This window comes from Psychrobacter sp. DAB_AL32B, from assembly GCF_002224105.1.
In the GTDB taxonomy this organism is placed as follows: Bacteria; Pseudomonadota; Gammaproteobacteria; order Pseudomonadales; family Moraxellaceae; genus Psychrobacter.
On the sequence record NZ_NEXU01000099.1, the window covers coordinates 1 to 7,093 of the forward strand.

Consider the following 7,093-nt stretch of genomic DNA (forward strand, 5'->3'; position numbering starts at 1 on the left):
GCTTAAATTCTATTTATTAGCTTTTTTATGGTTGGGAGGGCTACCCATTGTTAACAATTTTATTCATAGTCTCTACTAAAAATACCTGATAGCTCATCAGCAGCTTTCCGCATGATAGGTACATACTCTAACAACTCATTTAAAGTTTTTCTTACCGTTGGACCATGGGTGAAAACTGTCGCAAAAGCTTCATTTTCCCCATTAGGAATCAGCACAGCACAAGCTACCATACCGGGAATAAACTCTTCGTTATCTATTCCTACGCCAGTATCCCGTGTTTCAGTAATACTCTGCGTTAACCTTTTTTTATCCGTCTGTGTATTCGTAGTCAATGCATGTATCGACATCTTATCGATAATACGTTCACATTTATCATTCGATAACTGTGCCAGAAGTAGCTTACCACTTGCACTTGCCCAAATTGGCACATGAGTTCCAACTGGTAGGTATATTTGAAGCGGCCATTCAGATAAAACGCGATCTACATAAACTACGTCTAAATCCTGCATAATCGCGATACCTACTGTTTCTCCTATTTGCGATGAAAGTTGCTGCAATATGACCAGCCTTTCGGTTTTAAAATGGCTGTTTTGCCATAAATTCATAGCTAACTTATATGTTCGTTTCCCGCACGCTACTTTCCCATGTAAATCTAAATAGACGAATCCTAGGTTTTGTAGTTGATCCAACAGCCGATACATACTCGGTATAGGCACCTCTAACGTTTCTGCTAGATCGCTAACACTCATTGGCCTCTGTGAGCTGGCTAAGACTTCTACTATTTGTAAAACACGCTCAACGCTTGAACCTTTCTTTTTAGTATCACTCACTTCTTCTTAGCTCCCATATGACATGAAATAACTCTAATCATTATAACGATAATATTTATGCGTTTGAGGCTTGTTATTATAAAGTTATTCTGTAATTTCATTAAATCGATAGAAAATTTATCGTTATATTTTTTTATAAAATGGATCTGGTATCGCACAAGGAGTGCATATGATAAGTTTCTTGCCCATCTTTCTTTCGCTAGGGTTATTGATGTATTTGGCCTACCGTGGTCATAGCGTCATTTTATTAGCGCCCTTATTAGCAATGCTTGCTGTGCTTTTAAGTGGTGAAGCCAGTACGATGCTTGGCGTTTATACCCAAGTGTTTATGAAGGGTCTAGGCGGATATATCATCAGCTTTTTCCCGCTTTTTTTACTAGGCGCTATATTTGGCAAGTTGATGGATGATTCAGGGTCCGCACTTAGCATATCAGAGTCATTAGTTACCAAGCTTGGTAAAAAGCAGGCTGTTTTATCTATCGTCATGGCCTGTGTGATTTTAACGTAGTGATGCCAGATGCTGACATAGATAATGTGGTCACTTCTCTATTAGGCGCAGCTTTTGGCTCGTCAGGTGAACGTTGTATGGCTTTGCCTGTTGCGGTAGCAGTAGGCGATGATATTGCTGACAGAATGATTGAAGCATTACAGCCGGCGATACAGCAACTAAAATTATGTGCCTATTCGGACTAAGAAAATGATTTTGGCTCAGTCATTACGCAAGCTCATAAAACTAAAATTTTGGAGCTTATCAAAAGTGCTGCAAACCAAGGAGCAGATGTCATCATTGATGGTTCTAATACAGCACCAACAGGTCATGAGCAAGGGTTCTTTGTTGGTCCTACTCTAATAGACCATGTGACAAAAGAGATGGACAGTTATGATGTAGAGATTTTTGGTCCCGTACTTCAAATGATGCGTGTGCAGACAATGGAAGAAGCGATAGGACTTATAAATGAACATGAATATGGTAATGGCACGTGGATTTATACTCGAGATGGGGAAGCGGCTCGCTATTTCGTTGATAATATCCAAGTCGGTATGGTTGGGGTGAATATTCCATTACTAGTGCCAGTAGCATCGCAAAGTTTTGGCGGTTGGAAGCGCTCATTATTTGGAGATCTGTTTATGTATGCACCAGACGGTGTAAGATTTTTTACTCGCCGTAAAACGGTTACCCAGCGCTGGCCAAGTGCTACCATACGAGAAGACAAGCAGTTTTCTATGCCAACTCTAGATTAGAACCTGTATCCTATTAGTGATAATTTGAAAAATATGAGCAATACCTTAACCTTGTTTTTATAAAGAAAGCACATTTAGATTATCCAAAAAATTTAACTGACTATAGTCAGTTAAAAATGAAAGCGATACGATTGTAATAACGTGCTATTGCTATCATTTTTTCTTGCTTGCTGTTCGCAGGCGTGACAGAGGCTGCAAAAAATTTATAGTCAATAGCACTGTATCTTTTTTAAAATGAACCTACTATATACAAATGAGTCTTTCGCGGTTTGCGAATTCTTGTATGTGAAGTCTGATGCCATAACTTTTCATACGCCGTATAAATCAATATATGTAATGCATGAATAGTATTAAAATCGTTGCTGAAGATAATAAAAAATATCGGCGCTGATAACCTTTTTAGCCACGGCATTCAGCATGCAATTTTTGGGGCTGAGTTCGGTATTTTGGGATATTTGTATCGTGATGATTGCTCACTACATATTGACTAAAAAACATACTAAAAAACATAGTAAGCTGATTGCTGAACTATACTGAAGAAACCGTAGAGATAAATTTGAACAGCACTGCTGGTGAATATGGTGATAAATTTTTGTCACAAAGAACTATCTATATAAAAACTACGTTTAAGACAGCATGACTATTTCGCCCACTAATTTGATAAGAAGGTTAAGGATGACTATCGATAACGACGTATTACGTGAGCGCATCAGCTTATTAGGATCATTCCTAGGGGACGCGATTTCTCGGCAGACGGGCGAACAAACGCTCCATACGATTGAAACCCTGCGCAAAGGCTTTATCCAACAACGCCGCGCGCCTAACGAAGCGAACAAGCAACAACTCATCGACTTCATAGCTTCGTTAGACAATCAAACCTTAAAAAATGTCATACGCAGCTTTTCTATCTATTTTTTCCTAGCCAATCTGAGTGAAGAGAATTACTTACGCGAGCAGCGTCAAGCCATGCGTATGCAATCAGAGCACAGCTGGGAAGGCTCGTTTCGCCGCACCTTGCTTGAATGCCGTGAACGCAATATTAAGCCGGCACAAATGCAAGAGCTGATTGAGCAACTAAAATTTATCCCGGTCTTTACCGCTCATCCTACCGAAGCACGTCGCCGTACGACGATGAACCTATTACAGAGTCTCTTTACGCATAGCGATGCGTTAAAAAATCTTGCAGAAGACAGTTTTGCCTACCAGCAAGCGAAAGAACAAACGGCGCAAACGATTGATTTATTATGGTCATCGGATGAAGTGCGGACCCGTAAGCCTTTAGTCTATGACGAGATCAATAATGGTTTACACTATTTCAATGCCAGTTTATTTAGCGCCATTCCCAAGGTTTATCGCAATATTAAAGACGCCATTGTTGATATTTATCCAGAGCTAACCGACTATCCATTACCGGCGTTCATGAGCTTTGGCTCTTGGATCGGTGGCGACAGAGATGGCAATCCCTTTGTCACTCATGACACCACAGAAATGGCCGTATTGATGCATGCCAATGCCGTTTTGCGCCATTATCAAGTATTGATCAAAAAGTTGCGCCGTGAACTGATTCATAGCGATACTATTGTTCCTATCGAACCTGAAGTGTATGCAAAGATTGAAAGTTACGTTGAGCTCGACAGACGAGTCTTTGATTACAATCTTGATGATTACGGTAATGAGCCTTATCGCAGATTACTCTCCTTAATACTGAATAAAGTCAAAGCCACTAATAAATTTATTCAAAGTAAAGGTAGTGATAGCGAGGCTGAAAAAGATGCTTACGCCAATCCACAAGAATTATTAGAAGACTTACGCATCATCCGAAAAAGCGTGAATACTCATGACAAGGTACATGGCGAAGGCTTATTGCTCGATATGATTCGTTTGGTAAAAACCTGCGGCTTCCATTTGGCAGCGCTCGATATTCGTCAAGAGTCCTCTTATCATAGCGAGGTGATCGCTGATATTTTTGCTAATGCCTCTAATTTGCCAGACTATCAGACGCTGAGTGAAACCGAGCGCCAAGAGTGGCTCACGCGTTTACTTGAAAAGCCGGGCACACCACTTATTTACACCGATAACTTGAGTGATAAAACACGCGAACAATTGGCTTTGATGAGCTCTGTGGCCACATTACGTAAACTGGTCGGACAAGATACTTTCGGCAGTTATGTTATTTCGATGACCAACAACGCCAGTCAATTATTGGAAGTTTTACTGCTGATGCGCTTTGCAGGCTTATGCAAGATTGATGATAAGGGGCAATTATCTGCTGACTTACCCGTCGCGCCTTTGTTTGAAACCATCGAAGATCTTAAAAATATCGATCAGATTTTACCTGCCGTCTTGGATAACCCGCTTTATCGCGGACTGCTACAACATTCAGATAATACCCAAGAAATCATGCTTGGTTATTCAGATTCATCAAAAGATGGCGGCATTATTACTTCTGCATGGCAGCTTTATAGCGCGCAACAAACCATTAACCGCATCGCTGATGAATATGGTATCAAAACCCGCTTGTTTCATGGTCGCGGTGGATCTGTCAGTCGTGGTGGTGGCTCAACGCATAACGCGATTGCCGCTCAGCCAGCGGGTACACTGCACGGACAAATTAAAGTAACCGAGCAAGGCGAAGTCCTCTATGCCAAATATGCCAACACCGATACTGCGGTGTTTGAGCTAACCATGGGCATCACTGGTACGCTTAAAGCTTGCTCCTCAAGGTTTGTGGTGCAACCGCCTGAGTTGCCAAATTATGAAGCGCTCTTTGCGCGTTTAGCAGATGCGGGGGAACAGCGTTATCGTCAGCTGACTGATCATACCGAAGGCTTTTATCAATTCTACTCACAAGCGACGCCAGTGGCAGAAATATCCTTATTAAATATCGGCTCACGCCCAGCGCACCGTAATAAGGGTTTGCCAAGTAAGACGACCTTGCGCGCAATTCCTTGGGTGTTTGGTTGGTCTCTAGCGCGCTTTACACTGCCTGCTTGGTATGGTGTCGGCAGTGCTCTGTATAGCGTCATCGATGATGAAGCTTTGATGAAGGAGATGAATGACTGCTGGCCATTCTTTAACGTGTTTATTAGCAATATTGAAATGGCTTTTACCAAATCTGATATGAGTATTGCTCAGGCTTATAGCCAGCTATGTGAAGATGAGGGATTACGTAAAAAGATTATGAAAGCGGTAATCGATGAACATGAACTGACCTGTTCAGGCTTAAACTCCTTGCTTAATCAGACATCGTTATTGGCGCACCAGCAGAATCTTGCCGCTTCTCTTGAATGGCGGAACGCGTATTTAGATCCAACCAACTATATACAGATTGAGCTGTTAAAGCGTGCCAGACAAAGGGATGCTACTGGTAACGACGATGATCTTGCTGTTGAAGATCCGTTAATACGTAGTATCAATGCTTTGGCAGCGGGTTTGCGTAATACGGGGTAATTGCTAGAGCAGTATGGTTATGGAGTGAAAATAGAAAACTCTTATGATCTGCTAAAAGCAGCAAAATATGACTTGAACCTTTAAATACAGACTATTGATAGCAATGGTCTGTATTATTGAGATATTGGTGATGTACTTGGAGTGAAGTTTTTGAGGGTGAACCGAATTATTAAGGATTCTGCCTATTTTGAATAAAATATTTTGCCCAATACTTGAGGCGTATCATATCGCTGAGAAACTAAACCCTTATGATATTTTTACCACATACCTGCCTACTGATTTTCCCTCTAACATTAATGCGTAGGTATCTTTGACACCTTCTAGAGTAATCTGATTAGTTATACTATTTAAAGTATCTATTTTCCATTCATCCGCTAACTTATCCCATGCTGCTTGCTTCTTCTCTAACTTGCATTCGACAGAGTCAATACCGATCAATCTTACTCCTCGTAAAATAAACGGGAATACATTGGTATTGAGTTCATGTGACGCTGTTAGCCCACAGCAAGTGGCTACACCATCATATTTTATATATTTCAAGGCATTGGCTAATATCTCACCGCCTACCGTATCGACAACCCCAGCGTATCTTTCAGCCATTATGGGTTTTTTAGCATCCTCATTGAAAGTATCTCTAAGGATGACTTCTGAGGCACCAATTTGCTTTAAGTAATCGATTTGCTCTTCTTTCCCTGATACGGCAACGACGGTAAAGCCAATCTTTTTCAGGATAGAAACGGCGATAGAACCCACGCCACCTGTGGCGCCAGTGACTAAAACCTCACCATCTTCTGGCTTGACACCGTTGTCTAGCAATTCATTGACACTCAAAGCCGCTGTTAATCCTGCAGTACCAAAAGTCATTATTTCTTTGTCGCTTATCGCATCCGGAATGCTAGCGACCCATGATGCGGGCACTTTGACAAACTCTGCGTGGCCACCATCGGTGTTCATACCCAAGTCGTAGCCGGTGACCAATACTTTTTCTCCGACTACAAATGCGTCAGATGCTGTTTCATGTACCACTCCAGCCACATCAATACCCGTGATATGCGGGAATTTTCTAGTGACGCCAGGATTTCCTATAGAACTTAAGGCATCCTTATAATTCAGTGATGAATAGGATACCTTGATTACAATCTCATCTTCGTCGCATTTAGGTTCAGGCACTTCTTTTATTGCAGCTAAGAATTCTCTATCTGCTACTTTCTCTACTAAAAACGCTTTCATATTCATTCCTTATACATCACTAACACCGTAATACCTCAACGTCTGCAACGAAAGGATTGGGCGTCATCAATTGTTTAAAGCCAAAATTAGGGTGCTAATATTACACTTTTTATAGCATGCTAGTTATTTTATATATCGATATAAAAGTTATCGATATATAAAATAACATAACAGCTTTATGATAACAAGCTGCAAACCCCAATACTGAATAGTCTCACCTAAGAAAAAAAGAAAGTATAAATCAATAATCTTTGTGCTTGCTAGACAATCGCCTGAAGAGGTTTATTGATTTTGAGTATGAAATTGTCAAAACAATCATTGTTTTGACGTTAATCTTCTAA

Annotated in this window: 3 protein-coding genes and 3 pseudogenes; 4 read left to right on the forward strand and 2 right to left on the reverse strand. The window is 40.9% G+C overall.

Going from position 1 to position 7,093, the window contains the following annotated elements:
* Positions 1–59 precede the first annotated feature (59 nt).
* Positions 60–830 (reverse strand): IclR family transcriptional regulator, encoded by a 771-nt coding sequence (locus tag CAN34_RS11395; protein ID WP_089555754.1) that lies wholly within the window; start codon positions 828–830, stop codon positions 60–62.
* Positions 831–999: 169 nt separating this feature from the next.
* Between CAN34_RS11395 and CAN34_RS11400 the strand changes: the two are divergent.
* The 4 genes and pseudogenes from CAN34_RS11400 to ppc form a co-directional block, all read left to right on the forward strand.
* Positions 1,000–1,335, forward strand: a pseudogene (locus CAN34_RS11400) (GntP family permease); the annotation flags it as partial.
* Positions 1,335–2,072: pseudogene (locus CAN34_RS11405) on the forward strand (aldehyde dehydrogenase family protein); the annotation flags it as partial. The pseudogenes CAN34_RS11400 and CAN34_RS11405, both read left to right, overlap by 1 nt.
* Before the next feature lie 375 nt (positions 2,073–2,447).
* Positions 2,448–2,609, forward strand: a pseudogene (locus CAN34_RS14540) (hypothetical protein); the annotation flags it as partial.
* A 138-nt stretch (positions 2,610–2,747) separates the two neighbouring features.
* Positions 2,748–5,522 (forward strand): phosphoenolpyruvate carboxylase, encoded by a 2,775-nt coding sequence (gene ppc / locus CAN34_RS11410; RefSeq protein ID WP_089555755.1) that lies wholly within the window; start codon positions 2,748–2,750, stop codon positions 5,520–5,522.
* 246 nt (positions 5,523–5,768) lie between these two features.
* On the opposite strand, the gene CAN34_RS11415 is transcribed toward ppc, so the two are convergent.
* Positions 5,769–6,758, reverse strand: coding sequence for a YhdH/YhfP family quinone oxidoreductase (locus tag CAN34_RS11415; protein ID WP_368039496.1), 990 nt, complete (start codon positions 6,756–6,758; stop codon positions 5,769–5,771).
* Between the last annotated feature and the right edge of the window lie 335 nt (positions 6,759–7,093).

Bases quoted from the DNA above. Each gene is read 5' to 3' on its own strand.
- ppc (WP_089555755.1), top strand. From the start codon at position 2,748: ATGACTATCGATAACGACGTATTACGTGAGCGCATCAGCTTATTAGGA.
- CAN34_RS11415 (WP_368039496.1), bottom strand. From the start codon at position 6,758: ATGAATATGAAAGCGTTTTTAGTAGAGAAAGTAGCAGATAGAGAATTC.